The sequence below is a fragment of the Pseudonocardia cypriaca genome (assembly GCF_006717045.1).
In the GTDB taxonomy this organism is placed as follows: domain Bacteria; phylum Actinomycetota; class Actinomycetes; order Mycobacteriales; family Pseudonocardiaceae; genus Pseudonocardia; species Pseudonocardia cypriaca.
Genome location: NZ_VFPH01000001.1, coordinates 2,135,482 through 2,158,170, shown reverse-complemented (window position 1 = coordinate 2,158,170; position 22,689 = coordinate 2,135,482). Strand labels below are relative to the sequence as shown.

At 74.4% G+C, this 22,689-nt stretch carries 25 protein-coding genes and 1 pseudogene; 5 read left to right on the top strand and 21 right to left on the bottom strand.

Annotation, left to right across the window (positions count from 1 at the left end; genetic code table 11):
• Window positions 1-96 precede the first annotated feature (96 nt).
• A complete protein-coding gene (locus FB388_RS10240; protein ID WP_142099758.1) occupies window positions 97-882 on the top strand; it encodes a putative protein N(5)-glutamine methyltransferase in 786 nt (261 codons plus the stop codon).
• 60 nt (window positions 883-942) lie between these two features.
• Window positions 943-1,407, top strand: a complete 465-nt coding sequence (locus FB388_RS10235; RefSeq protein WP_142099756.1) for a DnaJ family domain-containing protein — start codon at window positions 943-945, stop codon at window positions 1,405-1,407.
• Window positions 1,408-1,416: 9 nt separating this feature from the next.
• On the opposite strand, the gene FB388_RS10230 is transcribed toward FB388_RS10235, so the two are convergent.
• From FB388_RS10230 to FB388_RS10220, 3 genes and pseudogenes are all read right to left on the bottom strand, one after another.
• On the bottom strand, window positions 1,417-2,046 hold the full coding sequence (locus tag FB388_RS10230) for a DUF2461 domain-containing protein (protein ID WP_142099754.1): 630 nt from the start codon (window positions 2,044-2,046) through the stop codon (window positions 1,417-1,419).
• Entirely contained in the window at window positions 2,043-2,996 is a 954-nt protein-coding gene (gene lgt / locus FB388_RS10225) for a prolipoprotein diacylglyceryl transferase (protein ID WP_142102855.1), read from the bottom strand. Before lgt ends, FB388_RS10230 begins: the two co-directional genes overlap by 4 nt.
• Before the next feature lie 136 nt (window positions 2,997-3,132).
• Window positions 3,133-4,027, bottom strand: a pseudogene (locus tag FB388_RS10220) (SDR family oxidoreductase).
• A 78-nt stretch (window positions 4,028-4,105) separates the two neighbouring features.
• Between FB388_RS10220 and FB388_RS10215 the strand changes: the two are divergent.
• On the top strand, window positions 4,106-4,669 hold the full coding sequence (locus tag FB388_RS10215; protein ID WP_142099752.1) for a helix-turn-helix domain-containing protein: 564 nt from the start codon (window positions 4,106-4,108) through the stop codon (window positions 4,667-4,669).
• 7 nt (window positions 4,670-4,676) lie between these two features.
• On the opposite strand, the gene trpA is transcribed toward FB388_RS10215, so the two are convergent.
• From trpA to FB388_RS10190, 5 genes are read right to left on the bottom strand one after another with little or no spacing between them, the layout of a single operon-like run.
• Window positions 4,677-5,471 (bottom strand): tryptophan synthase subunit alpha, encoded by a 795-nt coding sequence (trpA, locus tag FB388_RS10210; RefSeq protein WP_142099750.1) that lies wholly within the window; start codon window positions 5,469-5,471, stop codon window positions 4,677-4,679.
• Window positions 5,468-6,775: a tryptophan synthase subunit beta gene (gene trpB, locus FB388_RS10205; protein ID WP_142099748.1), complete on the bottom strand. Its 1,308-nt coding sequence runs from the start codon at window positions 6,773-6,775 to the stop codon at window positions 5,468-5,470. The genes trpA and trpB overlap by 4 nt, the downstream gene beginning before the upstream one ends.
• A complete protein-coding gene (trpC, locus tag FB388_RS10200; RefSeq protein ID WP_142099746.1) occupies window positions 6,772-7,596 on the bottom strand; it encodes an indole-3-glycerol phosphate synthase TrpC in 825 nt (274 codons plus the stop codon). Before trpC ends, trpB begins: the two co-directional genes overlap by 4 nt.
• A gap of 43 nt (window positions 7,597-7,639) precedes the next feature.
• On the bottom strand, window positions 7,640-8,221 hold the full coding sequence (locus FB388_RS10195) for a Trp biosynthesis-associated membrane protein (protein WP_142099743.1): 582 nt from the start codon (window positions 8,219-8,221) through the stop codon (window positions 7,640-7,642).
• The gene (locus FB388_RS10190; protein ID WP_142099741.1) at window positions 8,218-9,840 is read right to left on the bottom strand and encodes an anthranilate synthase component I; all 1,623 of its coding nucleotides are present in this window, start codon (window positions 9,838-9,840) and stop codon (window positions 8,218-8,220) included. Before FB388_RS10190 ends, FB388_RS10195 begins: the two co-directional genes overlap by 4 nt.
• A 91-nt stretch (window positions 9,841-9,931) precedes the next feature.
• On the opposite strand from FB388_RS10190, the gene FB388_RS10185 reads away from it, so the two are divergent.
• A complete protein-coding gene (locus FB388_RS10185; protein WP_246121797.1) occupies window positions 9,932-10,558 on the top strand; it encodes a TetR/AcrR family transcriptional regulator in 627 nt (208 codons plus the stop codon).
• On the opposite strand, the gene FB388_RS10180 is transcribed toward FB388_RS10185, so the two are convergent.
• From FB388_RS10180 to FB388_RS10170, 3 genes are read right to left on the bottom strand one after another with little or no spacing between them, the layout of a single operon-like run.
• Window positions 10,539-11,381 carry a hypothetical protein gene (locus FB388_RS10180; protein ID WP_142099737.1) on the bottom strand — a complete coding sequence of 281 codons (843 nt, stop codon included), beginning with the start codon at window positions 11,379-11,381 and terminating at the stop codon, window positions 10,539-10,541. The genes FB388_RS10185 and FB388_RS10180 overlap by 20 nt on opposite strands.
• Before the next feature lie 44 nt (window positions 11,382-11,425).
• The gene (locus tag FB388_RS10175; protein ID WP_142099735.1) at window positions 11,426-12,082 is read right to left on the bottom strand and encodes a response regulator transcription factor; all 657 of its coding nucleotides are present in this window, start codon (window positions 12,080-12,082) and stop codon (window positions 11,426-11,428) included.
• Complete coding sequence (locus FB388_RS10170) at window positions 12,079-13,308, bottom strand: sensor histidine kinase (protein WP_246121796.1); 1,230 nt, start codon at window positions 13,306-13,308, stop codon at window positions 12,079-12,081. Before FB388_RS10170 ends, FB388_RS10175 begins: the two co-directional genes overlap by 4 nt.
• Before the next feature lie 107 nt (window positions 13,309-13,415).
• On the opposite strand from FB388_RS10170, the gene FB388_RS10165 reads away from it, so the two are divergent.
• Entirely contained in the window at window positions 13,416-14,333 is a 918-nt protein-coding gene (locus tag FB388_RS10165) for a hypothetical protein (RefSeq protein ID WP_142099733.1), read from the top strand.
• A gap of 12 nt (window positions 14,334-14,345) precedes the next feature.
• On the opposite strand, the gene FB388_RS10160 is transcribed toward FB388_RS10165, so the two are convergent.
• The 10 genes from FB388_RS10160 to FB388_RS10115 all read right to left on the bottom strand — a co-directional run bounded on the left by FB388_RS10160 (window position 14,346) and on the right by FB388_RS10115 (window position 22,652).
• Entirely contained in the window at window positions 14,346-15,074 is a 729-nt protein-coding gene (locus FB388_RS10160; protein ID WP_142099731.1) for an alanyl-tRNA editing protein, read from the bottom strand.
• Window positions 15,071-15,433 (bottom strand): phosphoribosyl-AMP cyclohydrolase, encoded by a 363-nt coding sequence (gene hisI / locus FB388_RS10155; protein WP_142099729.1) that lies wholly within the window; start codon window positions 15,431-15,433, stop codon window positions 15,071-15,073. Before hisI ends, FB388_RS10160 begins: the two co-directional genes overlap by 4 nt.
• A complete protein-coding gene (gene hisF / locus FB388_RS10150; RefSeq protein WP_142099727.1) occupies window positions 15,430-16,203 on the bottom strand; it encodes an imidazole glycerol phosphate synthase subunit HisF in 774 nt (257 codons plus the stop codon). The genes hisI and hisF overlap by 4 nt, the downstream gene beginning before the upstream one ends.
• Window positions 16,203-16,970 carry a bifunctional 1-(5-phosphoribosyl)-5-((5-phosphoribosylamino)methylideneamino)imidazole-4-carboxamide isomerase/phosphoribosylanthranilate isomerase PriA gene (priA, locus tag FB388_RS10145; protein ID WP_142099725.1) on the bottom strand — a complete coding sequence of 256 codons (768 nt, stop codon included), beginning with the start codon at window positions 16,968-16,970 and terminating at the stop codon, window positions 16,203-16,205. Before priA ends, hisF begins: the two co-directional genes overlap by 1 nt.
• Before the next feature lie 158 nt (window positions 16,971-17,128).
• Window positions 17,129-17,764, bottom strand: a complete 636-nt coding sequence (gene hisH / locus FB388_RS10140) for an imidazole glycerol phosphate synthase subunit HisH (protein ID WP_142099723.1) — start codon at window positions 17,762-17,764, stop codon at window positions 17,129-17,131.
• Window positions 17,765-17,795: 31 nt separating this feature from the next.
• On the bottom strand, window positions 17,796-18,626 hold the full coding sequence (locus FB388_RS10135) for a PHP domain-containing protein (protein WP_281290410.1): 831 nt from the start codon (window positions 18,624-18,626) through the stop codon (window positions 17,796-17,798).
• A 2-nt stretch (window positions 18,627-18,628) separates the two neighbouring features.
• The gene (gene hisB / locus FB388_RS10130; protein WP_142099719.1) at window positions 18,629-19,228 is read right to left on the bottom strand and encodes an imidazoleglycerol-phosphate dehydratase HisB; all 600 of its coding nucleotides are present in this window, start codon (window positions 19,226-19,228) and stop codon (window positions 18,629-18,631) included.
• Window positions 19,225-20,355 carry a histidinol-phosphate transaminase gene (locus FB388_RS10125; RefSeq protein WP_142099717.1) on the bottom strand — a complete coding sequence of 377 codons (1,131 nt, stop codon included), beginning with the start codon at window positions 20,353-20,355 and terminating at the stop codon, window positions 19,225-19,227. Before FB388_RS10125 ends, hisB begins: the two co-directional genes overlap by 4 nt.
• Window positions 20,352-21,671: a histidinol dehydrogenase gene (hisD, locus tag FB388_RS10120; protein WP_142099715.1), complete on the bottom strand. Its 1,320-nt coding sequence runs from the start codon at window positions 21,669-21,671 to the stop codon at window positions 20,352-20,354. The genes FB388_RS10125 and hisD overlap by 4 nt, the downstream gene beginning before the upstream one ends.
• Before the next feature lie 96 nt (window positions 21,672-21,767).
• Entirely contained in the window at window positions 21,768-22,652 is an 885-nt protein-coding gene (locus FB388_RS10115) for a matrixin family metalloprotease (RefSeq protein ID WP_142099713.1), read from the bottom strand.
• Between the last annotated feature and the right edge of the window lie 37 nt (window positions 22,653-22,689).

The window sequence follows — 22,689 nt, the reverse complement described above, 5'->3', positions numbered from 1 at the left end:
CCACGGACGCGGGAGGTGAGATCGATCGACCCACGACCACGGGCGCTCTCCTCCCGGTGCACGGAGTAGCGCCTCCGGCTCCCTGGAAGGCACGCCGTGACCGCCACCCCGCTCCCCACCCCCGTCTCCGACATCATCGCCCGGCTCAGGGCCGCCGGCTGCGTCTTCGCCGAGGACGAGGCCAGGCTGCTCCTCGACACCGCCCGCACCCCCGCCGAGCTCACCGACATGGTCGAGCGGCGCGTGGCGGGTCTCCCCCTCGAACACGTACTGGGCTGGGCCGAGTTCGCCGGGCGGCGCGTCGCCGTCGACCCGGGCGTCTTCGTCCCCCGCCGCCGCACCGAGCTCCTCGCCCGCGAAGCCGCCGCACGGGCGCGCCCCGGCGCCGTCGTCGTCGACCTCTGCTGCGGCTCGGCTGCGGTCGGCGTCGCGGTGGCGGCCATCGTGCCCGGCATCGAGCTGCACGCCGCCGACGTCGACCCGGCGGCTGTTCGCTGCGCGCGCCGCAACGTCAGCGCGGTGGGCGGCCAGGTCTACGAGGGCGACCTCGACGCCCCGTTGCCGGCCTCGCTGCGGGGCCGGGTGGACGTGCTCGTGGCCAACGCCCCGTACGTACCCACGGACGCGGTCGGGCTGATGCCGCCCGAGGCGCGGCTGCACGAGCCGCGCGTGGCCCTCGACGGCGGCGCCGACGGTCTCGACATCCAGCGCCGCGTCGCCGCTGCGGCTCCCCGCTGGCTCGCCCCCGGAGGGCACCTGCTGATCGAGACGAGCGAGCGCCAGGCCCCGCACACGGCCGCGGCGATCGGTGCCGCGGGCCTCACCGCGCGGGTGGTGCACGACGCCGAGCTCGATGCGACGGTGGTCGTCGGCCGGCGTTGATCGTCATCGCAGCCGGTCCGGGGAGCGCCGCGGGGTACCGTCGCAGGTGGGGAGGCGCAGATGAGGAACGAGGCGTACTGGGCGCGCTACGAGTCGGTGATCGACCAGCAGATCCGCAAGGCCGAGGAGCGGGGCGACTTCGCCGACCTGCCGGGCAAGGGCAAGCCCCTGCCCGGCCTCGACGGCCCCGACGACGAGAACTGGTGGGTCAAGGGCTGGATCCAGCGCGAAGGGGTTCCGTCCGACGCCCTGCTGCCCACCCCGCTGCAGCTGCGCAAGGAGGCCGAGCGGCTCCCGGAGACGGTGCGCGACCTGCCCACCGAGGAAGCCGTGCGCGCCGCGGTCTCGGAGCTGAACCGGCGGATCGCGGAGTGGGTGCGCGCGCCGTCCGGGCCGGCCGTCCCGGTCAGGCGGGTCGACCCCGAGGCGATCGTGCAGGGGTGGCGGGACGCGCGCTCGGCCCCGCCGCCTGCGCCGGCACCGCCTGCTCCCGCCCGCAGGCGCTGGTGGCGGCGCAGCGGCTGATCCCGCTCGCTACCGCCGGGGCTGCTCGCTCGGGCCCACGTGGTCGTCGAGCCATTCGGTGAGCGGCTGCAGCTCCCGCCACGTCCGGGCCACTCGGTCCAGGGTGCCCGGCTCGTGCAGCACGTCGTCGGGCTCCCAGGACCGCCACGCGTAGAGGCCCTTGTGCCGCAGCAGGTCGATGCGCGGGTGGTCGGGGTCGAAGCCGCGGGGGCGGGTCTTGAGGGTCTCCCCCGCCAGCGTCAGCTCCTGGAGCGCCGCGAGGCGCTTCTCGAGGTCGCCGCCACGGCGGTCGTCGGCGACGGCGGTGCGGTAGCGGGCGACCTGGTCGGGCGCCATCCGGTAGTAGCCGCCCGCGACCAGCAGGCCGTCGGAGCCGACCTGCACGTAGAACGGCCCGACGGTGGCGCCGCAATGGGTCTTGTACGGGGTCTTGTCGTGCGAGAACCGGACGTCGCGGTACGGCCGGAAGATCTTCCCGGACCCGAACTCCGGCTCCAGAGCGGCGAGCAGCTCCTGCATCGGCGCGCGGACGTCCGCCTCGTACACGGCCCGCTGGTCGGTCCAGTAGGCCTTCGAGTTGTCGGCCACGAGCCCGTCGTAGAACTCGACGGCGCCCTCACCGAAACCCGTGAACGTCATGGCGTCCGGTCCCCCACCTCGGCTGCGTCCTTCACCTGCGCCTCGTCCTCCTCGTCGGCAGGCGGATCGGAATCGGCGGCACCATCGGCCGGTGTGGGCTCGGCGGGGGCGGGCTCGGCCGGCGCTGGCTCGGCGGCCGCCGCCGGGCCCTCCAGCACCTCGCGCGGCTTGCGGACGAGCGCGATGTAGAGCACCGCAGCCGCGAACACCAGCACGGAGACCACCACGTTGATCCGGATGTCGCCGAACACCCGCGTGGCGTGGTCGGTGCGCATCTGCTCGATCCAGAACCGGCCCGCCGTGTAACCCGCGACGTACAGCGCGAACGCCCGGCCGTGCCCCAGCCGGAACCGCCGGTCGGCCCAGACCACGAGCCCGGCGACGGCCAGGTTCCACAGCAGCTCGTACAGGAAGGTCGGGTGCACCACCTGGACGGGCACGTGGTTCAGCGCGACGCCACCGAGGGCGTCGGGGAGACCGGTGGAGGGGTCGACGCGGTCGTAGATCTCCAGCCCCCACGGCAGCGTTGTGGGCGCGCCGTACAGCTCCTGGTTGAACCAGTTGCCGATCCGGCCGATCGCCTGCGCCGCCACGATGCCCGGCGCCACCGCGTCGGCGAAGAACCCGAGCGGCACCCCGCGGCGCCGGCACCCGATCCAGGCCCCGACGGCGCCGAGCGCGACCGCGCCCCAGATCCCCAGGCCGCCCTCCCAGATCCGGAGCGCACCCCACGGGTCGCCGCCCGGGCCGAAGTAGGTCTGCCAGTCGGTCAGCACGTGGTAGAGCCGGCCGCCGACCAGGCCGAACGGCACCGCGAACACCGCGACGTCCGTGACGGTGCCCTGCTGCCCGCCGCGTGCGACGAAGCGCCGCTCGCCCCAGAGGACCGCCACGACGATGCCGGCGATGATGCACAGCGCGTACGCCCGGATCGGGATCGGGCCGAGCATCCAGACACCGCGGTCGGGACTCGGGATGTTCGCCAACACTGTGACGACGGCAGGGCTGACGAGGGCTGGGCTCACGCCGCCACGGTAGCGCCACGATCCCGCGGCGGCGGGATCGGTCGGGTCGGCGCGGACATGATCACCTGGTCGCGAAGTAGTGGCCCTGCTTCAGGTCGGCGAGGAGGCCGTGCCGGGTGGGCTCCCATCCCAGCAGCTCGCGCGTCAGGTCGCTGGAGGCGGCGGCGTCCATGCCGAAGAACCGCCCGAGCCAGCCGAAGTGGTCGGCCGCCTGCTCGGCGGGGACGGAGACGACCGGTAGGTCGAGGCCGTCCGCGATCGCCTCGGCGATCTCGCGGGTGGGCACGCCCTGCTCGGCGACGGCGTGCAGGACCGAGCCGGCGGGTGCGCCCTCGACGGCGAGGCGGACGAGCACGGCGGCGTCGGCCCGGTGCACCGCGGCCCAGCGGTTCTCGCCGTCGCCGATGTAGGCGGAGACGCCCTTCTCGCGAGCGATGCCGACCAGGGCGGCCACGAACCCGGGGTCGCCGTCGCCGTGGACTGTCGGCGCGAACCGCACGACCGACGAGCGCACGCCCCGTCCGGCCAGTGCGAGCGTCGCCTGGGCGTTCGCCAGCCGCGGGTAGACGGCGGGGTCCGGCTGGTCCCGTTCCGTGACGGAGCGCCCGGGAGCGAACCCGGCGAGGCCCGAGGCGATCACCAGCGGCCGGTCCGTGCCCTCGAGGACCGCGCCGATGGCCTCGATCGCCTGCCGGTCGAGCTGCGCCGCCCGCTCCATCTGCGAGAAGTCGTGGTGGTAGGCCAGGTGGACGACCCCGTCGGAGGCCTCCGCGCCGGCGCGCAGGCTGTCTGGATCGTCCAGACCGCCGCGGAGCACCTCGGCCCCGAGGGCGGCGACCGACGCCGCCGCGGTGTCCGAGCGGGCGAAGCCGAGGACCTGGTGTCCGGCCACCGACCAGCTCGCGGACGGTGGCCGAGCCGATCCAGCCGGAAGCCCCGGTGACGAAGACGCGCATGACGACCTCCCAGTGATGTCACTTGATGCCATCACCCTACTCCGTGATGTCAGCCGGTGTCATCACTAGGATCGTGCCATGGGTCGCTGGGAGCCGAACGCGAGCGGGCGACTTCGCGCGGCCGCGCTGGAGCTCTACGTCGAGCGCGGCTACGAGCAGACGACCGTCGCCGAGATCGCCGCACGTGCCGGGCTCACCGCGCGGACGTTCTTCCGGCACTTCGCCGACAAGCGCGAGGTGCTCTTCGCCGGCTCACCCCTGCAGGACGTGCTCGTGGCCGCCCTCGACGCCGCCCCCGCCTCCGCGTCACCGATGGAGGCCGTCGCCGCCGCCCTCGACGCCGCCGCCGAGGTGCTGACCGACCGCGAGTTCTCCCGCCTGCGCCAGGTCGTCATCGCCGCGAACGCCGAGCTGCAGGAGCGCGAGCTGATCAAGTTGGCGACGCTGTCCGCCGCACTGGCCGATGGGCTGCGCAAGCGCGGGGTCGCCGACCCCGTGGCCCGCCTGGCGGCCGAGACGGGCATCGCCGTGTTCCGCGTGGCGTTCGAACGCTGGGTCACCGAGCCCGAGGATCGGGGACTGGCGCGGCTGCTGCGCGAGTCGTTCGACGAGCTGAAGGCGCTCACCGCCGGAGGCGGGTGAGCAGCCCTCAGGCCGGCTGCGGGGCGCGGCGCACGCCGCCCGCCAGGTCCTGCGCCAGCGCGCGCACGCCGTCGGCACCGGCGCTCTCGGCCGCCGTGACGAACGCCGACCCGACGACGACGCCGTCGGCGAAGCCTGCGACCTCCGCGGCCTGGTCGGCCGACCGGACACCGAGGCCCACGGCGATCGGGAGCGACGTGTGGGCGCGGCACCGGGCCACGAGAGTGGGAGCGGCGCTCGCGACGGCGTCGCGCGCGCCGGTGACGCCCATCGTCGACGTGGCGTAGAGGAACCCGCGGGTGGCGGCAGCGGTGGACGCGATCCGCTCCTCGGTGGAGGAGGGCGAGACCAGGAAGATCCGGTCCAGGCCGTGGGCCTCCGACGCGGCGAGCCACTCGTCGGCCTCGTCGGGGATCAGGTCGGGCGTGATCACGCCGAGCCCGCCCGCCGCGGCGAGGTCGCGGGCGAACGCGTCGACGCCGTAGCGCAGCACCGGGTTGTAGTAGGTCATCACGACCGCCCGGCCACCTGCCGCGGCGACCCGCTCGACCACCGAGAACACCTCACGCAGCCGGAAGCCCGCGCGCAGCGCGGTGTCGGCGGCCGCCTGGATCGTGGGCCCGTCCATCACCGGGTCCGAGTACGGGATGCCGACCTCGAGCAGGTCGCAGCCACCCTCGACCATCGCGTCGAGCAGCTCGACCGAACCGTCGACGGTCGGGTAGCCGGCCGGCAGGTAACCGACGAGGGCACCCCGGCCCTCCGCCCGTGCGGCCTCGAAGATCTTCTCGACCTCGCTCATCGCGGCGGCCCCTCCGTCAGGCTGGCTTCGGCGATCGCGGTGCCGCTGGCCTCCTCGGCGCTCTCCCCCTCGGAGATCATGCCGAACCACTTGGCCGCCGTGTCGAGGTCCTTGTCCCCACGTCCGGACAGGTTCACGAGGATCACCGCCTCCGGTCCGAGCTCCTTGCCCAGCTTCAGCGCGCCGGCCACGGCATGGGCCGACTCGATCGCCGGGATGATCCCCTCGGTGCGCGAGAGCAGCGCGAACGCGTCCATCGCCTCGGCGTCGGTGATGGGGCGGTACTCGGCCCGCCCGATGTCCTTGAGCAGCGCGTGCTCCGGGCCGACACCGGGGTAGTCGAGCCCGGCCGAGATCGAGTGCGACTCCGCGGTCTGGCCGTCCTCGTCCTGCAGCAGGTACGACAGGGCGCCGTGCAGCGCGCCCGGGGAGCCCGCGGTCAGGGTGGCGCCGTGCCGCCCGGTGGAGACGCCGTCGCCGCCGGGCTCGAAGCCGACCAGCCGCACGCCGGGGTCGTCGAGGAAGGCGTGGAAGATGCCGATGGCGTTCGAGCCGCCACCGACGCACGCGGCCACGACGTCCGGGAGCCGCCCGACGCGTTCGAGCACCTGCTCGCGCGCCTCCAGGCCGATGATCCGGTGCAGGTCGCGCACCATCACCGGGAACGGATGGGGCCCAGCGGCCGTGCCGAGCAGGTAGTGCGTGTCGTCGACGTTGGTGACCCAGTCGCGCAGGGCCTCGTTGATGGCGTCCTTCAGCGTGCGGGAGCCGGTTTTCACCGGCACCACCGTGGCGCCGAGCAACCGCATCCGGGCGACGTTGAGGGCCTGCCGCTCGGTGTCGACCTCACCCATGTACACGACGCACTCCAGGCCGAGCAGCGCACAGGCGGTGGCCGTGGCCACGCCGTGCTGGCCGGCACCGGTCTCGGCGATCACGCGCTTCTTGCCCATCCGCTTGGTGAGCAGCGCCTGCCCGAGCACGTTGTTGATCTTGTGTGAGCCGGTGTGGTTGAGGTCCTCGCGCTTGAGCAGGATCCGAGCGCCGCCCGCGTGCTCACCCAGCTTGGGGACATCCGTCAAGGGGGACGGCCGGCCGGTGTAGTCGCGGTGCAGGCGGTCGAGCTCGTCGAGGAACTCCCGGTCGCCACGGGCCTTCTCGTAGACCGTGGTGAGCTCGTCGAGGGCCGCGACCAGCGCCTCCGGCACGAACCGCCCGCCGTAGCGGCCGAAGTGGCCCCGCTCGTCCGGCTCGTGGTCCGACGGGTGCGCGACCCCGTCGCTCGCCTTGCTGTTCGTGCTCACCGAACCATTCTCGAACACGACGGGTGGAAGCCGGCAGCCACCAGGCTCCGCACCGCCCCACCGGGGTCTCCGCTGGTGACGAGCCCCTCGCCGACGAGCACGGCGTCGGCGCCCCACCCCGCGTAGGTGAGCAGGTCGCCGGGCCCGCGCACACCGGACTCCGCCACCCGCATCACGTCGGTGGGAAGGCCGGGCGCGATCCGCCCGAAGATCGTGCGGTCGACCTCGAGGGTGTGCAGGTTGCGCGCGTTCACCCCGATGACCTTGGCCCCCGCTTCGAGCGCGCGGTCGGCCTCCTCCTCGGTGTGCACCTCGACCAGCGCCGTCATCCCGAGCGACTCGACCCGGTCGAGCAGGGCGTCGAGCGCGTTCTGCTCCAGCGCGGCCACGATCAGCAGCACCAGGTCGGCGCCGTACGCCCGCGCCTCGTGCACCTGGTACGGGCTCACCACGAAGTCCTTGCGCAGGACCGGCACGTCGACCACGGCGCGCACCGCGGCGAGGTCGGCCAGCGACCCGCCGAAGCGGCGGCCCTCGGTGAGCACGCTGATCACCCGCGCACCGTTCTCGGCGTACGCGGCGGCCAGCTGGGCCGGGTCGGCGATCTCCGCCAGATCACCCTTCGACGGGCTCCGCCGCTTCACCTCCGCGATCACCCCGATACCCGGGGCGCGCAGCGCGGCCATCACGTCCCGCGGAGGCGGGGCCGCGGCCGCCCGCCGCTTGATCTCCGCGAAGTCGACCTCGGCCTCACGCACCGCGAGATCGGCCCTGACACCGTCAACGATGGAATCGAGGACACTCGCTCCGCCGTTCGCCATGGCAGCTGTCCCCCTCTCCGGATAGGGCCGGGCGCGAATCATGCTAGCCAGGCGCACTTCGCGGCCCGTCGCCAGGATCGTCCCCCGCGTCGCCCGGCGGCGCCTCGGCGGGGTCGACCGTGGGGTCGCGCCCCTCGTCGAGCTCCTCCCACGCGGCCCGATCCGGGTCACGCTCCACCCGTCGCTCCCCCGGCGCCGCATACCGCGCGCCGAGCCGAGGCAGCCGCCGCTCCCGCACGAGCACTGCGATCCCCACGGCGAGCAGCACGAGCGCCCCGGCGACGGCCAGCAACGGCGCACCCGTGGCGTCGGTCGCGTTCGGGTCGGTGAGCAGCGCCCGCACGCCGAGCACCAGCACCCCGGCCCCGGTCAGCCCGAGCAGCGCACCGACCAGCCTGCGCAGCACGCCGCCGGTGGCCACCACGCCCGCCACCCCGGCGAGCGCCAGCAGCGCCGTGCCGCCCAGCCACGGCGCCACCGAGGCGCCGGTCAGCTCCACCGGCGCCGCCCCGGGCCGCAGCACCCGGTACCAGACCGTGGCCGAGCCGGCCCAGAGCAGCACCGCGGACAGCACCAGACCGGCACACGCCGTGCCCAGCGCCCGAGGACTCGGGCGGTCGGTCACCGCGGGGTGGTGGACGGCGCCGAACCCGACCCGTGCGCAGCGACCGGCTCCGGCGGAGGGCCTGCCTCCGCGGGCACCTCGCTCCCCGGCTTCGTCAGCGTCGCCGCGGTCGCCACAGCCGACAGCACCGCACGCGCCTTGTTCAGGCTCTCCGCGTCCTCGGCGGCCGGGTCGGAGTCGGCCACGATGCCGCCGCCCGCCTGCACGTAGGCCACCCCGTCGCGCACCAGTGCGGTGCGGATCGCGATCGCCGTGTCGGCATCGCCCGCGAAGTCGAGGTAGCCCACGATCCCGCCGTAGAGCCCGCGCCGCGTCGGCTCCAGCTCCTCGATGATCTCCATCGCCCGCGGCTTCGGCGCCCCCGAGAGCGTGCCGGCCGGGAAGCAGGCCGTGACCGCGTCGAACGCGTTGCGGTCGGCGCGCAGCCGGCCGGTGACCGTCGACACCAGGTGCATGACGTGGCTGTAGCGCTCCACCGAGAAGAAGCTGTGCACCTTCACCGTGCCGGGCTCGCAGACCCGGCCGAGGTCGTTGCGCCCGAGGTCGACGAGCATGACGTGCTCGGCGCGCTCCTTCTCGTCGCTGCGCAGCTCCTTCTCCAGGAGGATGTCCTCCTCCTCGTCGGCACCGCGCCAGCGGGTACCGGCGATCGGGTGGGTCGTCGCCGTGCCGTCCCGCACGGTGACCAGGGCTTCCGGGCTGGATCCCACGATCTCGAAGCGTTCGCCGCCTGCCGACTCCAGCCGCAGCAGGTACATGTACGGGCTGGGGTTGGTGGCCCGCAGCACGCGGTAGACGTCGAGCGGGTCGGCCCGGCACTCGGCCTCGAACCGCTGCGACAGCACCACCTGGAACGCCTCGCCCGCGCGGATCTGCTCCTTGGCCTCCTCAACCGCCGCGTGGTGCTCTGGGGCCGTGCGGCGGCGGGTGAACCGCGGTTCCACGGCCTGGAACACCGCCACCGTGGACGGGGCGGGCGCGGCCAGGTCGGCGGTCATCCGGTCGAGGCGCGCCACGGCGTCGTCGTACGCCTCGTCCACCCGCTCGTCGGTGGCGTCCCAGTTGATCGCGTTGGCGATCAGGGTGACCGTGCCCTCGTGGTGGTCGACCGCGGCCAGGTCGGTGGCCAGCAGCATCACCAGCTCGGGGATGCGCAGGTCGTCCACCGCCAGCTCGGGCAGCCGCTCCAGCCGCCGGACCACGTCGTAGCCGAGGTACCCGACCATCCCCCCCGTGAGCGGGGGCAACCCGGGCAGCCGCTCGCTGCGGAGCTCCTCGACCACCGTGCGCAGCGCGGCGATCGGGTTGCCCGAGGTGGGCAGGCCGACCGGGACCTCGCCGGTCCACACCAGCTCGCCGTCGACCGCGGTGAGCGTGGCCCGGCTGCGGGCGCCCACGAACGACCACCGCGACCACGACCGCCCGTTCTCCGCCGACTCGAACAGGAACGTGCCGGGCCGGTCACCGGCCAGCTTGCGGTAGACCCCGAGCGGGGTCTCGTCGTCGGCGAGCAGCCGCCGGGTCACCGGGATCACCCGGTGCCCGACGGCCAGCGCGCGGAACTCCTCGCGGCTGGGGGTGACCGCTCCAAGGGCACCGTGCGGTGCGAAAGCGGTCATGGGTCCATTATCTCGACCACGACCAGCGTGTTCCCGTCGGCGTCGTGGAACCTGCAGGAGATTCTCAGTTCGGGAACGAGAAAATGGGGCTGTGAAGGATTGGGCCGGGGCCGCACCCGACGAGACCAGCGCGCCCCGCAGGCGCGGACGCCGCCCCGGTGGCGGCGACACGCGCGCCGCGCTGCTCGACGCCGCGCGCGCCGTGTTCGCCGAGCGCGGCTACGACGGCGCCACGGTGCGGGCGATCGCCGAACGCGCGGGCGTGGACCCGGCGATGGTCAACCACTGGTTCGGCGGCAAGGAGCCGCTGTTCGTCGCGGCCCTGGACCTGCCGGTCGACCCGGCTACTGCCCTCAACGAGGTGCTGCCGGGAGACCCGGAGCACCTCGCCGAGAGGATCCTCAGCAGGTTCCTGCAGACCTGGGACGCGACCGGCGCCGCCCAGCTCTCCACCCTGATCCAGAGCATCGCCAGCCACGACGCGGCCGCCGGCCTGCTCCGCGAGTTCATCACCCGCGTGCTGGTGGTCAAGGTGCTGGCTGCCGTCGCCCCCGACCGGCCCGAGCTGCGCGCCACCCTGTGCGGCACGCAGATGTTCGGGCTCGCGTTCGTCCGCTACGTGCTGAAGGTGGAGCCGCTCGCGTCGGCCGACCACGAGACGATCATCGCCGCGGTGGCGCCGAACCTGCAGCGCTACCTCACCGGGCCGCTGCCGTGAGCCCGTCGACGAAGGCCCCGAAGCGCTCCTTGCGATCCGGCGAACACAGGAACGGGCAGGTCATGCAGTACGCGTCGGAGGGCCGTTCCACCGCAGGCTCCGTCTTGTAGTACAGGCAGCAGGCCGCCCGCACCGGCACCGTGTAGGTCTCGGTGCCCCACTCGAGGCGTTCCCGACCGCCGCGGTCCCGCAGCCGCGCCCCCTGGGCGGTGAGCGCCTCGACGAGGGCGGCTCCGACACGTTCCGCCCCCTCCCGGTCGGCCCCCGCGTAGAGCGGCGCGTAGTGCGCGGCGCTCCGCACGGCGTCGGCAGCGCTGTTCCACAGCGGCACGAGGCCGTAGCGGGTGGCGGCGCGCACGGCGTCGAGCAGCGGACGCAGGGTGGCCACGGCGTCGGCGGCCACGCGGTGGAGCAAGGCGGTCAGGTCGGGCAGCACCTCGGCGTCCGGCTGGCCCGCCGCCGGGTCGCCGGGCAGCACGAGGAGCGTCGCGTCGCGCACGGCGAGCAGCCCGGCGTCGGCGTGCACGGACAGGTGCCCGGCCCGCACGTCCCAGGCGCGGTGCTCGAGCACCAGCGCGGCCGTCACCCGGCCCAGCACGGCGTGCACGATCGCACCGCCCACCGTGGTGGCCGCTACGGATGCCAGCCCCGCCGGGTTGTCCTGTTCCCGCGCCTGCGCGCACCACCCGACGACGTGCGGCACGGCCTCCGCGAGCGACGTCCAGCCCGCCTCGGCCGGCACGCCGATGCGCGGCGCATAGGCGTCCGGGTACTCCGGCCGCAACCCGCGCAACCGATCGACCGTGGCCGCCAACGCACTCATGAGGTGAGGCTAACCTGATCACCGCGGGCGGGGGAAGGGTGCCCTCAGACGGGGCGCCGGGGGTCGATGAAGCCGGACTCGTACGCCGCCACGACCGCCTGGGTCCGGTCGCGGGCACCGACCTTCGCGAGCACGTTGCCGACGTGCGTCTTCACCGTCTCGACACCGACCAGCAGCTCCCGGGCGATCTCGGCGTTGGACAGGCCGCGCGCCATGAGCCGCAACACCTCGCCCTCCCGCTCGGTGAGCCCGGCGCCGCGCAGCGCGTCGCCGCCGCACCGGCCCCGGGTGGCGACGAGGTCGCGCACCGCCGCCGGGAACAGCAGCGACTCCCCTTCGGCCACCGTCCGCACCGCCTGCACGATCTCCGCGGGCCGCGCCCGCTTCAGCAGGAACCCGGTGGCGCCCGCCTGCAACGCGTCGTAGACGTAGCCGTCGTTGCCGAACGTCGTGAGCATCAGCACCCGGGGGCCGTCCGGTCCCCACGACGACACGAGGTGCCGCGTGGCCGTGATCCCGTCGACCCGGGGCATCCGCACGTCCATCAGGACGACGTCCGGCTCGAGCCTGCGCACGAGCCCCGGGACGTCCGCGCCGTCGGACCCCTCGCCGAGCACCTCGATGTCCCGCTCGGCGTCGAGGATCGCCCTGAGCCCGGCCCGCACCAGTTCCTCGTCGTCGACCAGCAGCACGCGGATCATTGCGGAATCTTCTCGGGTCCCACCGGGAGTCGGGCGGCGACGCGCCAGCGCCCGCCGTCGGGGCCTGCGGAGAGCTCACCACGCAGCACGCTCACCCGCTCGCGCATCCCCGCGATCCCGCGGCCGCCGCCGTGCCGGGCCGCGCCTGCGACCAGCGGGTTGGTGAGCTCCAGCTCCACCGCGTCCGCCGTGACCGTGACGCGGACGTCGACCGGCACCGGCCCGGCGTGACGCAGGGCGTTGGTCAGCCCCTCCTGCACGATCCGGTAGGCCTCCTGCGACACCGCGCGCGGAACGACCCCGGTCAGGCCTTCGCGGCACAGCTCGACCGGCACCCCGGCCGACCGGGCGCCGTCCACCAGCGCGTCGAGATCACCGAGGTCCGGCTGGGGCGCCCGGTCCCCACCGCCCTCGTCGCGCAACAGGCCGAGCACGTGGTCGAGGTCGGCGAGCGCCGCGCGGCCCGCCTCGGCGATGGCATCGAGCGCCGAGGCGACGAACGCCGGGTCGGTGTCCAGCACCCTGGCGGCGGCACCCGCCTGCAGGGTGGTGATCGTGAGGGCATGTCCGACCGAGTCGTGCAGCTCCCGGGCGAGGCGGTTGCGCTCGGCCAGCGCACGCTCCGCGGCGTGCGCCGCGGCGAGCTCGGCCGCCATCCGCTCGGTGCGGGTCGGCCCGAGCACCCGTGGCGCGAGCCGCGCCAGTGCGGCACCTCCGGTCGACGCGGCGTGCAGCAGCAGGACCGGCAGCAACGCGCCCACCGGTGGCAGCCACCACGCGCCCCCGCCCGTCGGGAACGGTTCGAGGACCGTCCACGGTGCGACGAGGAAGCCGATCGTCGTGGGGACGACGACGAGCGTGACCAGCGCGGCCAGCCCGCCCGCCGCGGCGTTGAGCAGCAGCCACACGGCGGCGCGGCGGCGGCCCGGCCACGAGTCGACGGTGGCTGCGTCCGGCTCGGGGACGTCGGCGCCGAGGAGCGTGCGGGCCGCGGTGATCGCCAGGGCGCGCACGCCCGGGACGAGGGTGACCCCGACGGCGATGCCAACGGCCGGCACCACGATCAGGACCGCCCCGAGCACGTCGAGGCCGCCGTTCGTCACCGTCGCGACGATCAGCGCGACGAGCGCCACGTACGGCAGCAGGATCACCGCACCCAGGAGCAGGTGCACGTACCGGCGGTAGGTCAGCCCGTCGGTGAGCGGGGCGATGAGACGCCGGAACACCGGACGATCGTCGCAGAGGGGCCGCCGGCGCCCCTCCCCCGCGAGGGGGAGCGATCTCGTCCAGACGCGGGATTCGGAGGGCCGCGGGCGTCGACATCGTGGTCGGCATGACTTCCTCGACCACCGCCCCGCCGCGGGCGTCGACGCCAGCAGGCGTGCGGGTCCTCGGCTGGCTCGCCGCCGCGGGCACCCTGCCGTACCTGACGCTGAAGCTCACCTGGCTCAGCGGGGGCACGGCCGGGATGACCGACCCGGCCCTCCTCGCCGAGCCTGCGATCGTGGTCGGCAACGCCGTCACGTTCGCGATGGACCTCGTCGTGATCGTGCTCGCACTCGCACTGACGCACCGGTGGGGCGACCGGCTCCCCGTGTGGCTGGTGCTGCTGCCGATGTGGGTGGGCACCGGCTTCCTCGTCCCGATGGCCATCTCGATCATGCCGGCCATCACGGTGGAGACGCTCACCGGCGGCGCGCGCTCCGTCGCCTTCGAGCCGTGGCTGCAGCCGCTCGTCTACGGCGGGTTCGCCTGGCAGGGCGTGTTCCTGTGCGTCGCGTTCGGGGCGCACGCCGCCCGCCGGTGGTCCGGGCTCGTCACCGCGGTGGAGCCACCCGCGCCGGGCCTGGTGCCGTTCCTGCGGGTCGTGACCGCCGGTGGCTGCGTCATGGCCGGGGCGAGCGCGCTCCTGCACCTGGTGGTCGGGCTCACCGCCGGGTCGGCGGTGGCCCTCGGCGTCGAGGCCGTGAACGCCGCGCTCGCGATCGCCGGTGCCGCCGGGGTGGCCGCGCTGGTGCGCACCCGCCCGGTATCCCGCTGGGCGGCGGTCGCGGCGGCCTGGACGGGCAGCGCCGCGATGTTCGCGTGGGGCCTCTACACGGTGACGGTCGGGATGACGACCACGGCGCTCGGCGGCGGCTCGGACGCCGCCGCAGGCGGGGCCCAGCTCACCGGCCTGCTCGGCGGGTTCGCCCTCGCGGTGGCCGGGATGCTCGCCCTCGTCGGCGCCGGGGAGAGCCGGAGTGCGTGAAGGGGATCGCGGTCATCCGGCCGCGTCGACCACCTGGATGCGCACCCGCTTGTTGCCCTTGCCCTTCGACTCGGTGCCGGTCACCTTCACCGCGCCCACCTCGGCGGTGCTCGCGACGTGGGTACCGCCGTCGGCCTGCTTGTCCAGCCCGACGATGTCGATCACGCGCAGCGGGTCGATCTCACGCGGGATGAGGTTGGCCGCGGTGCGGATCAGCGCCGGGTCGGCGTCGGCGGCGTCGCGACCGAGGAACTCGACCACCACCGATCTCGCCGCCGCCAGCTCCTCGTTGATCCGCGTCTCGAGGCGCTTGCCCAGCTCGGCGGAGATCGACTCGAGGGGGAAGTCCAGCCGCCCCGACCCGGGCTCCATGTTGCCGCCGGTGACCGGGATCGCGAACTCCGACCACACCACCCCGCACAGCACGTGCAGCGCGGTGTGGGTGCGCATCAGCAGGTGCCGGCGCGACCAGTCGATCTCACCGGCGAGCCCGGTGCCTGCCCCCGGCAGCTCGGGTGAGTCCACCCAGTGCCAGATGCGGCCCGCCTCCCGCTTCACCTTCGTGACGGTGACCGGCCCGCCACCCCAGTCGAGCGTCCCGAGATCGTGCGGCTGGCCGCCGCCGCCCGGGTAGAACGCGGTGCGCGCGAGCGCCACGCGCCCGCCGTCCCGGTCGACCTCGGTGATCGCGGCCTCGAAGGAGCGGAGGTAGGCGTCGGTGGCGAAGAGCTCCTCTGTCACATATCCGACATTAGGACGTCGGCCTCGAAGCAGGTGTGGGTGCCCGTGTGGCACGCGGGCCCGGTCTGCTCGACCATGACGAGGACGGCGTCGCCGTCGCAGTCGAGGCGCACCTCGTGCACGTGCTGGACGTGCCCGGAGGTCTCGCCCTTCACCCAGTACTCCTCCCGGGAGCGCGACCAGTACGTCGCGCGGCCCGTGGTGAGCGTGCGGTGCAGCGCCTCGTCGTCCATCCACGCGACCATCAGCACGTCACCGGTGCCGCGCTCCTGCACCACCGCGCAGACCAGCCCGTCCGGGGTGCGCTTGAGCCGGGCCGCGATCCCGGGATCGAGGGCCGAGTCGGCGACCCTGGTCATCGAACCTCCACGTGCGCGGCACGCAGGCCGTCCTTGACGTCCTTGATCCGCAGCTGCCCGAAGTGGAAGACGCTGGCGGCGAGCACCGCGTCGGCGCCCGCGCTGATGGCGGGCGGGAAGTGCTCAACCGCGCCCGCGCCCCCGCTGGCGATCACCGGGACGTCCACGACCGCCCGCACCGCCTTGATCATCTCGAGGTCGAACCCGGCCCGGGTGCCGTCGGCGTCCATCGAGTTGAGCAGGATCTCACCCACGCCAAGCTCCTGGCCGCGCGCGGCCCACTCGACGGCGTCGATCCCGGTGCCGCGGCGCCCGCCGTGGGTGGTGACCTCCCAGCCCGACGGCGTCGGCGCGCCACCCTCGGGGACCTTCCGCGCGTCGACCGACAGCACGATGCACTGCGCGCCGAACCGGCGGCTCGCCTCGTGCAGCAGCTCGGGGCGCAGGATGGCCGCGGTGTTGATGCCGACCTTGTCCGCACCGGCTCGCAACAGCGTGTCGACGTCGTCGGTGGTGCGGATCCCGCCGCCGACCGTGAGCGGGATGAACACCTGCTCCGCGGTGCGCCGCACGACGTCCAGCATCGTGGCGCGCTCCCCCGACGACGCCGTGACGTCGAGGAAGGTCAGCTCGTCCGCACCCTCGGCGTCGTAGACGCGGGCCATCTCCACCGGGTCGCCCGCGTCGCGCAGGTCGGTGAAGTTGACGCCCTTCACCACCCGCCCGGCGTCGACGTCCAGGCAGGGGATGACGCGAACGGCGACCCCCATCAACCCGCCGCCCGTCCAGCCGGCTGCACGGCCCGCACGGCGGCCAGGGCCTCGGGGAGGGTGAACCGGCCCGCGTAGAGCGCCTTGCCGACGATCGACCCCTCGATGCCCACCCCGGACGCCGCCAGCTCGGCGAGCGCCACCAGGTCGGCCACCTCCGCGATGCCGCCGGAGGCGACCACCGGGGCCTTCGTCGCCCCGGCGACGGACTGCAGCAGGTCCAGGTTGGGGCCGCGCAGGGTGCCGTCCTTGCCGACGTCGGTGACGACGTAGCGGGCGCAGCCGTCGCGGTCGAGCCGCTCGAGGACCTCCCAGAGGTCGCCGCCGTCGCGGGTCCAGCCGCGGGCCGCGAGCCGGTGCTCGCCGTCGACGATGCGCACGTCCAGGCCGACGGCGATCCGCTCGCCGTGCCGCGCGATCGCCCGGGCACACCACTCCGGGTCCTCCAGCGCGGCCGTGCCCAGGTTCACGCGGGCGCAGCCGGTGGACAGGGCGCGCTCCAGCGAGGCGTCGTCGCGGATGCCACCGGACAGCTCCACCGCCACGTCCAGCTCGCCGACGACGTCGGCCAGCAGCTCCGCGTTGGAGCCGCGACCGAAGGCGGCGTCGAGGTCGACGAGATGGATCCACTCGGCACCGTCGCGCTGCCACTGCAGCGCCGCCTCACGGGGGGCGCCGTAGCCGGTCTCGGTGCCGGCCTCGCCCTGGACCAGCCGCACGGCTTGACCGTCGGCGACGTCGACGGCGGGAAGGAGCGTGAAACTCACGTGACGAGCCTACCGAGCGTGCACGGGCGGTTCCGCCGCTGCTCCGGGGGCCTGCGCGCAACGGCCGAACAGGTGAGCCCACCGCAGCACGTGCCGCAGCGGCGCATCCGGGTCCGGCGCACAGGCCCGCCGATCGGCACGCGACGCGCGCCGGGCGGCTAGCCCACCACGTCCCGCAGCCAGTTCCGCAGCACGGTGGCGCCGGCGTCGCCGGACTTCTCCGGGTGGAACTGGGTGGCCGCGAGCGGGCCGTTCTCGACGGCGGCGACGAAGTCCTCGCCGTGGTGGGCCCACGTGACCAGCGGCGGCTTGATGGCGTGCGACTCCTCCAGCTCCCACTGCCGCACCCCGAAGGAGTGCACGAAGTAGAAGCGGGTGTCGTCGTCGAGGCCGGCGAACAGGGTGGAACCGGCCGGCGCGCGCACGGTGTTCCAGCCCATGTGCGGCAGCACGTCGGCCTTGAGCCGCTCTACGGTGCCGGGCCACTGCCCGCACCCGGTCGTGCGCTCGCCCCACTCGACGCCGAGGTCGAACAGCACCTGCATGCCGACGCAGATGCCCAGCACCGGGCGCCCGCCTGCGAGGCGGCGCTCGATGATGCGCGGCCCGTCGACGGCGGCCAGGCCGGTCATGCAGGCGGCGAAGGCGCCCACCCCGGGCACGACGAGGCCGTCGGCCTCCAGCGCGGCATGCGGGTCCGCCGTGACCGTGACATCGGCGCCCACGCGCTGCAGCGCGCGTTCCGCGGAACGCAGGTTGCCCGATCCGTAGTCCAGCACGACGATCCTCGACACGCCCCCAAGGGTACGTCGTGCCCCACCCGGGTCAGGGACGCGACCACAGCTCCCCCGGGTCCCGTCCCGGCCGGAAGCCGGAGTCCAGCGCCACCTGCGCCGCGTCCGCGAACCGGTTCGCCAGGTCCCGCGGCCGGTGCGCGTCGCTGCCGAAGGAGACCGCATCGCCGCCGGCATCGCCCCACCACCGCACCAGCTCGGGAGCGAGCGGAACCCTCGTGTTGATCTCCAGGGCCCGGTCGCTCCCGGCGAGCACGGTGAGCACCTCGCGGAACTCGTCCTCGAACTCGGCGGGCCGGAAGGGCCGACCGCCCGACGGCCAGTGCCGCACCGGGTAGTCGATGTGGGCGAGCACCTCGAACGGGGCGTCCGAGGCGACCATCCGCCGCGCCTCCGCCAGGTAGTCGCGCAGGACGTCGCCGGCGGCCCCGTCGCCCATGGCGTGGTCGACCAGGCGCGGTGTGCCCGGTCCGCCGACCGAGTGGACCGACCCCAGCACGCGGTCGAACCGCCCGCCCGCGAGCAGCGCGGCCGTCCCCTCCGGGTGCCAGTGCGGCTCCGACAGCTCAACGCCCGACAGCACCCGCAGCCCCGGGAACCGCTCCCGGCAGCGCTGCACGCAGGCGAGGTAGCCCTCCACGTCCAGTGCGGGCGGAGCCACCTTGCCGTCCGCCCGCAACCAGCGGTTCAGCACGTCCGGCAGCGCGTCACCCGGCCGCACCACCCACGGCGTCAGGTCCGCGTGCTCGGTGAACGCCACCGACGGCAGCCGCAGCCGAGCGGCCCGCACGCAGGTGGCCGCCATGTCACCCTCGGCGGCGTCCCACGACCACTCGGTGTGGACGTGGTTGTCGCCCGGCAGCGTCAGAGCGTGCCCTTGGTCGATGCGATCCCCGTGATCCGGGCGTCCGGCTCGACGGCGGCGCGCAGCGCCCGGGCGATCGCCTTGTACTCCGCCTCGGTGACGTGGTGCGGGTCGCGCCCGTCCAGCACGCGGACGTGCAGGGCGAGGTGGCCGTGGAAGGCGAGCGACTCGAACACGTGCCGGTTGAGCACGGTCGGGTAGTGCCCGCCGACGACGAAGCCCTGCATGACGTCCGGCTCGCCGGTGTGCACCGTGTAGGGGCGGCCCGAGACGTCGACGACGGCCTGGGCGAGCGCCTCGTCCATCGGGATCCAGGCGTCGCCGAAGCGGCGGATGCCCTTCTTGTCGCCCAGCGCCTGCCGGATCGCCTGCCCGAGCACGATCGCGACGTCCTCGACGGTGTGGTGGACGTCGATGTGGACGTCCCCGGAGGCGCGGACCGTGAGGTCGAAGGCGCCGTGCTTGCCGAACGAGTCGAGCATGTGGTCGTAGAACGGCACCCCCGTCGCGATCTCGGTGGTGCCGCTGCCGTCGAGGTCGATCTCGACGAGCACCTTCGACTCCTTGGTGATCCGCTCCACGCGGCCGATCCGGGTCATCGCTTGATCTCCTGACTCACGACATCCGCAGCGACCTGCAGGAACTCGTCGTTCTCCTCCGGGGTACCGATCGTGACCCGCAGGTGCTCCGGGATACCGACGTCGCGGATCAGCACCCCCCGGTCGAGGAAGGCCCGCCACGCGCGCGAGGCCTCGGCGAACCGCCCGAACAGCACGAAGTTGGCGTCGCTGGGCACCACGTCGTAGCCGGCGGCGGCGAGCGCGGGGACCACGCGCTCGCGTTCGGCCCGCAGCAGCGCCACCGAACCGAGGGTGGCATCGGCGTGGCGCAGCGACGCGCGTGCGGCGGCCTGGGTGAGCGCGGACAGGTGGTAGGGCAGCCGCACCAGCTGGAGGGCGTCGACCACGGCGGGCGCCGCGGCGAGGTAGCCGAGGCGGCCGCCCGCGAACGCGAACGCCTTGCTCATCGTGCGGCACACGACGAGCTTGTGCCCGTGGCTGCCGAGCAGGCTGATCGCGCTGGGGCAGCCCGAGAACTCGGCGTAGGCCTCGTCGACCACCACCATCCCGGGCGCGGCGTCGACCAGCACGGCCAGGTCGTCGGGGTCGATGCTCTGCCCGGTGGGGTTGTTGGGGCTCGTCAGGAACGCGAGGTCGGGGGCGCGCTCGCGCAGCACCGACGCGGCCTCGCGGACGTCGAGGGAGAAGTCCGGACGCCGCGGAGCGGCCAGCCACTCGGTGCGCGTGCCGGAGGCGATGATCGGGTGCATCGAGTACGACGGCTCGAACCCGACGGCCACCCGCCCCGGCCCGCCGAACGCCTGCATGATCTGCTGCAGCACCTCGTTGGACCCGTTGGCGGCCCAGACGTTCGCGCAGCTCAGGGGAACGCCCGTGGATGCGGCGAGGTACTCGGCGAGGTCGGTGCGCAGCCCCACCGCGTTCCGGTCCGGGTAGCGGTGCAGGTCCACCGCCGCCGCGTGCACGGCCTTCGTGACGTCGGCGACCAGCTCCGGCGGCGGCGGGTACGGGTTCTCGTTGGTGTTGAGCCGCACCGGCACGTCCAGCTGGGGGGCGCCGTATGGGCTGCGGCCGCGCAGGTCCTCGCGCAGCGGCAGGTCGTCGAGGGTGACGTCGGCCCCGAGGATGTCGTGGACGGCTGTCATCGGGCGAACCTCGCGGTGACCGCTTCCCCGTGCGCGGGCAGGTCCTCGGCCCCCGCGAGCGTGACGACGTCGTCGGCAACGGCCCGCAGGGCGTCCTCGGTGTACTCGACCACGTGCACGCCCTTCAGGAACGTCTGCACCGACAGGCCCGCCGAGTGCCGGGCGCACCCGCCGGTGGGGAGCACGTGGTTGGAGCCCGCGCAGTAGTCGCCGAGCGACACCGGGGCGTACGGCCCGACGAAGATCGCGCCCGCGTTCCGGACCCGCAGCGCGACGTCGCGGGCGTCGCGGGTCTGGATCTCCAGGTGCTCGGCGGCGTATGCGTCCACGACGGTGAGCCCGGCGTCGAGGTCCTCGACGAGCACCACGCCCGACTGCGGGCCGGTGAGCGCGGTGCGGATCCGCTCGCCGTGCTTGGTGGCCGCCACCCGCTGCTCCAGCTCGCGGTCGACCGCCTCGACGAGCTCCTGCGACGAGGTGACCAGCACCGACGCGGCCGCCGGGTCGTGCTCGGCCTGGCTGATCAGGTCGGCCGCGACGTGCACCGGGTCGGCGGTGTCGTCGGCGAGCACCGCGATCTCGGTGGTGCCGGCCTCGGCGTCGATCCCGATCAACCCGCGCAGCAGGCGCTTGGCGGCCGTGACGTAGATGTTGCCCGGCCCGGTGACCATGTCGACCGGGTCGAGCTCGGCGCCGTCGGTGTCGGTGCCGCCGTAGGCCAGCAGCGCGACGGCCTGCGCGCCGCCGACCGCCCACACCTCCTCGACACCCAGCAGTGCGGCCGCCCCCAGCACCGTGGGGTGCGGCAGGCCACCGTGCTCGGCCTGCGGCGGCGAGGCCAGCACGATCGACCCGACCCCCGCGGCCTGGGCGGGTACCACGTTCATGACCACGCTGGACGGGTAGACGGCGAGCCCGCCCGGGGCGTAGAGGCCAACCCGCTGCACCGGCAGGAACCGTTCGGTGACGGTGCCGCCCGGCGCGACCCGGGTGACGATGTCGGTGCGCCGCTGGTCGGCGTGCACGCGCCGGGCGCGCTCGATCGAGGTCTCCAGCGCGGCGCGCACGGCCGGGTCGAGCGCGGCCAGCGCGCCGTGGCACGTCTGCGTCGGTACGCGCACACCGCTCGGGCGCACCCGCTCGAACCGCTCGGCGAACTCGAGCGCCGCCTCGACACCGCGCTCGCGCACCGCGTCGACGATCGGCCGCACCTGGTGCAGCGCCGCGTCCACGTCCTGCTCCGCCCGCGGCAGCAGCGCGCGCAGGGCAGCGGTCCGGGGCAGTGGGGCACCACGCAGGTCGAGTCGGCGAAGCATGTGGCCCAGCCTAATCCGCCGCGGAACCCGCGCCTGGGCGCCGCAGCGCTGTTTGCAGGAGATCCGTCCCGCGCCACCGATCAAGAGTGCGGAGCGTCACGTGTCGGCGTGGCAGGCCCCCGCCCCCACCGCAGCCAGGCCCGCGCGGTCGCCGTCGGCGAGGCCCACCGTGTCCGACGTGGCGTGCATGACCTGGGCCGGGTCCTTGACGTGGTCCAGGCCGACCAGGTGGCCCAGCTCGTGCAGCAGGACACCCCGGGCCACCGCCGCCTCGGCCGGGTCGCCGAGGGCGTGTGCGAACCAGGCGCGGTTCAGCCCGACCGAACCGGTGACGTAGCGCGCCGACGCCGTTCCCGTCGGGGCGATCACGTGCGGGAACGTCACCCCGAAGAGCTCCTCACCGGGTGCGGTGATCTCCGCGTCGTCCACCCAGTCGACGAGCACCGGCGCCCACCGCTCGCCGTACCGCACCGGCTGGACCGGTTCCCGGTCCTCCGAGATCCGCTCCGACGTGGCCCCGTCGTCGACGAAGGCGAGGCCGGTGGCGGCGCTGATCTCCGCCATCGCCGCGCGCACCAGCTGCCCGCCCGCGTCCGGCACCTCGTCCTGGTTGATGACGAAGTGCACGGGCCGGCACGGGTCGAAGGCGATCGGTGATCCGTCCGGCCGCGTCCCGATGTAGGCGTGGTCACCCGTGGCCGCCGTCCGGACCGGCGGGAGGACGCGGCTGGGGTAGCGCGAGTCGGCCGGCAGCGGCGGGTACTCCGGGCCGAGCTGCGGTGTGGGGTCGACGGTGCCGGCGGCGGGAGCGGCGGACCCGGGCACCAGAACGACCCCCGGTGTGACCAGCCGGAGCGCCGCGGGCGCCACGAACACCAGCACGATCGCGATCGCCACCCCGGCGGTGACGTCGACGACCGGGCGTCGCGGCGGTGGGGCGTCCCTCCGCCGGTCGCGACGCTCCGCCTGCGATCTCTCCACGAACCCCACGGAACCCCCCTCGTCGAGGGCGATTATC

What these genes read in the sequence shown, in the direction of transcription:
- FB388_RS10235 (WP_142099756.1), top strand. Translation starts at nt 943, where the DNA reads ATGAGGAACGAGGCGTACTGGGCGCGCTACGAGTCGGTGATCGACCAG.
- FB388_RS10230 (WP_142099754.1), bottom strand. Translation starts at nt 2,046, where the DNA reads ATGACGTTCACGGGTTTCGGTGAGGGCGCCGTCGAGTTCTACGACGGG.
- lgt (WP_142102855.1), bottom strand. Translation starts at nt 2,996, where the DNA reads ATGCTCGGCCCGATCCCGATCCGGGCGTACGCGCTGTGCATCATCGCC.
- FB388_RS10215 (WP_142099752.1), top strand. Translation starts at nt 4,106, where the DNA reads ATGGGTCGCTGGGAGCCGAACGCGAGCGGGCGACTTCGCGCGGCCGCG.
- trpA (WP_142099750.1), bottom strand. Translation starts at nt 5,471, where the DNA reads ATGAGCGAGGTCGAGAAGATCTTCGAGGCCGCACGGGCGGAGGGCCGG.
- trpC (WP_142099746.1), bottom strand. Translation starts at nt 7,596, where the DNA reads ATGGCGAACGGCGGAGCGAGTGTCCTCGATTCCATCGTTGACGGTGTC.
- FB388_RS10190 (WP_142099741.1), bottom strand. Translation starts at nt 9,840, where the DNA reads ATGACCGCTTTCGCACCGCACGGTGCCCTTGGAGCGGTCACCCCCAGC.
- FB388_RS10180 (WP_142099737.1), bottom strand. Translation starts at nt 11,381, where the DNA reads ATGAGTGCGTTGGCGGCCACGGTCGATCGGTTGCGCGGGTTGCGGCCG.
- FB388_RS10175 (WP_142099735.1), bottom strand. Translation starts at nt 12,082, where the DNA reads ATGATCCGCGTGCTGCTGGTCGACGACGAGGAACTGGTGCGGGCCGGG.
- FB388_RS10165 (WP_142099733.1), top strand. Translation starts at nt 13,416, where the DNA reads ATGACTTCCTCGACCACCGCCCCGCCGCGGGCGTCGACGCCAGCAGGC.
- hisI (WP_142099729.1), bottom strand. Translation starts at nt 15,433, where the DNA reads ATGACCAGGGTCGCCGACTCGGCCCTCGATCCCGGGATCGCGGCCCGG.
- hisF (WP_142099727.1), bottom strand. Translation starts at nt 16,203, where the DNA reads ATGGGGGTCGCCGTTCGCGTCATCCCCTGCCTGGACGTCGACGCCGGG.
- hisB (WP_142099719.1), bottom strand. Translation starts at nt 19,228, where the DNA reads ATGACCCGGATCGGCCGCGTGGAGCGGATCACCAAGGAGTCGAAGGTG.
- FB388_RS10125 (WP_142099717.1), bottom strand. Translation starts at nt 20,355, where the DNA reads ATGACAGCCGTCCACGACATCCTCGGGGCCGACGTCACCCTCGACGAC.
- hisD (WP_142099715.1), bottom strand. Translation starts at nt 21,671, where the DNA reads ATGCTTCGCCGACTCGACCTGCGTGGTGCCCCACTGCCCCGGACCGCT.